This is a genomic window from Leptolyngbya cf. ectocarpi LEGE 11479 (assembly GCF_015207065.1).
GTDB lineage: Bacteria > Cyanobacteriota > Cyanobacteriia > Phormidesmidales > Phormidesmidaceae > Leptothoe > Leptothoe ectocarpi.
In genome coordinates, this window is sequence record NZ_JADEXP010000533.1 from 1 (window position 1) to 2,788 (window position 2,788).

A 2,788-nucleotide genomic window follows, 5' to 3' on the forward strand; every position below is an offset into this window, starting at 1 on the left:
TGAACCGTACTCAAGCTGACTTGAAAGCGTTCGGCTAATTGGCGTTGGGAGATCGAGCCATCGGCATAAACAGCAATGATGCGCTGACGTAAATCAGTGGAAAGAGGCTTCATCTAAGGGAGATTCCTAGAGTCTGTAGGTAAGCCTCATATTGTATTCTAAACAACTAGGAACCGCTATAAAAATCAGTGCTATAATCCTTGAGCAAATTGGGCAAATAAGATCATTTCATTGTTTGCAGTGCCAGCTCGCTATAAATCATGAGAAATATTAGTCAGAAATAATTTTCTCATTTAATACATGAAATAGGTTTAATATCGACGCCAAAGTCTAGTTCATTGTAACTCAGCACATTGATATAGTAAAATTCAATTGCGATGATTTCTCTCAATAGTGGGCGTACAGACATCGTAGTTAAAATTACTGGTAAGGTTGTTTCACTGGATTGAAAAAAGGAAGTAACTTGCCTGTCTATCGCTGTCAACAATGCAACTTTCTCTCGCTCTTCCATAGGCTTTTGATTTGAAGCTTGGATTCGATGCTCGATATCTTTGGAGAGAAGCCACGCTGAAATTGTATTTCGACCTCTAGTAGATGTAAATGTGATGCTAGATCTGAGCGCGATTCGACATGCTTCACTGAGATGTTTTGCAGAGCGTTGTATATTCTGTGTATCAGTCCCGACGGCAGGATAAATTCTTGCATGCAGCAGGGAAATTGGAAATTTCTTTTCAAAACCTGACTCAGTAGCGCTTTGGGCTGCCAATAATGTCTCAAAAATCATCCACATATTTCGGATTGATACTTTCTCCCGCACTAAATTTTGTAAGACATCGCTAATGAGATGAAGCGGAAAGCGCTCTAGTGCCTTGAAAACTAATTTAGGGTGAGTACGATTCAGATCAGCAAGAATAGTCTCGACTTGAGCTGTAGAAAGGTATTCTGGAGCTTGCTTGCGCAGCTCGGCAGCCAATGAGAGTATTAAATACTCCTTAGTGTTCCATCTTTCAAATTCTAATTTCTCAAGCCTTTTTGCATAATCGATATTTGCCACTATCACGGATTTACTACCATCGTCTGGATTGACTGCTGCTCGGCCAATATCTTCTTCAGTTTCAAATGGCTTGAGCTGCTCGCGAGTGGCATCCATAAAGCTCTCGCCTGATTTTAGTCCCTTGCGGAGTGGACCTTTGATTTGGTTCAACTGGACCTGAAAATAAGGATTTGGTAGGTCTGCAGAGAGCCGAAATTCTACTGTTGGGAAATGAACGCCTAACTCATAAGACAGACGTTCTCGCATTATCAGAATCGTGTCATCTAAGCTCTCATCAGTCTGGATTGATGATAAAACTACCGTTTCGTAGAGTTGCTTAGAAAGATAGACGGTAATGTGATCCAATACCTCAGTCGCTAAAAGTGATTCAAGGGCATACCTATCGACCTCAATACTTTCAGAAACCTCACCCTCAGTATTGTTCGTGTACACAGCCCATTGTTCGGCTACACGCTTGGCAACATCCATGTTGAGTCCGAGCTGTGTACAGCGTTTCAGCACCTGTTTGAGCTGGTCTTTGTTTATTTTGTTTTTTTGTGAGTTTGTGTTGCCGTGAAACCATATATGATGCAAATATTCAGCATACTCCTCAGTGATCAACAGTTTTCGGCTAAGAAATAGTGCTTCGCATAATATAGCAACCAGATTGTTTTTTTCAGAGTCTCTAAACCAATGCCTGGAAGGTGTTCTCACCTTCACATCATTTAATTTAATATCAAGAGGCATATAACTTTCCTGAGAGTTTTCTGATGATATAAAAACTGTGTTCAAAGATACTTGAATTCTTAGATCGTCAAGAAGCTCTCTCAAATATTGTTTAACATACTGTTGATGCGCACGTGACAGGGAATGTTCATGCAAATATATCTCAACACAGAATTCTAGCTTTTCAGCAGTTTCCATCTCCTTTCCCCATAGATATCATAGCTACTCAGAATCATGCTTCTGGAGGGTAAATCTTTTTTCATCGATGCTCAGCACTGGAATATGAGGAAACTCTAGGTCTAAAATCCCCCGAACTAGCGCTCGATACTTCTGTTTTGAAACAACAAGCGCATATCTCTTATGCTCATCCATTTTCTTTCGCATCTCGTTAAGAAAATGTGTTGGATTAACAGCTACGATATCTACTACAGAAGATATTGTGTTAATCTCCAAACTCTTAATTAGGTCATCCTCCAGATACAGGAAATCGTATTCCTGATCATTACCCCATAAATAATTTCGAATGTGGGAGTTCAGCCGAATTTGTTGAATTATTTTATTAACTGCCTTGCCTTCTTGCATAGACTGAATAAATATGCGATAAATCAATCTAAAATCATCAACACTAATATTTGCAGCTGATATGATTTTTTGTATGAGTTCAAGTTCTACTTCATGATCAATTTGAGGATGTTGATAGTCTAAGTTTGATGTAATCTTTTGTATAAGTTCAGTTTTAGTTTGGTTATCAACTGATTTCTTTTTCAGAGCCGTGTCTATAGCTAGAGCAAGTGATGCATCAGGTGAAAACTCATCTTTCCCCATGTCGATAACCTTTTTGCTAGTCCTATCAAAAATACGAACATGATAGAAATTTTCAATTTTTGCGACAATTAGCAGACCATTTCCTGCAGATGGAAGAGTATTAGCACTTTCAAGAAACATTAGTTTCAGCTCATATTCTGCGAGTACTGTATCCAATTGCTTCATGAGTAACTTATCAGGAAAGAATTTTTGGCTAATGTACAG

Annotated in this window: 3 protein-coding genes; all 3 read right to left on the reverse strand. The window is 39.0% G+C overall.

Features of this window, described 5'->3' with window-relative positions:
• The coding region (locus IQ260_RS29510; protein ID WP_193995938.1) for a helix-turn-helix domain-containing protein at positions 1-113 on the reverse strand (113 nt) is incomplete at its 3' end.
• A 176-nt stretch (positions 114-289) separates the two neighbouring features.
• Positions 290-1,957 (reverse strand): FHIPEP family type III secretion protein, encoded by a 1,668-nt coding sequence (locus IQ260_RS29515; protein WP_193996620.1) that lies wholly within the window; start codon positions 1,955-1,957, stop codon positions 290-292.
• A gap of 24 nt (positions 1,958-1,981) precedes the next feature.
• On the reverse strand, positions 1,982-2,788 hold an 807-nt coding region (locus IQ260_RS29520; protein ID WP_228016555.1), incomplete at its 5' end, for an FHIPEP family type III secretion protein.

Coding starts and splice junctions, on each gene's coding strand:
- IQ260_RS29515 (WP_193996620.1), bottom strand. CDS start 1,957: ATGGAAACTGCTGAAAAGCTAGAATTCTGTGTTGAGATATATTTGCAT.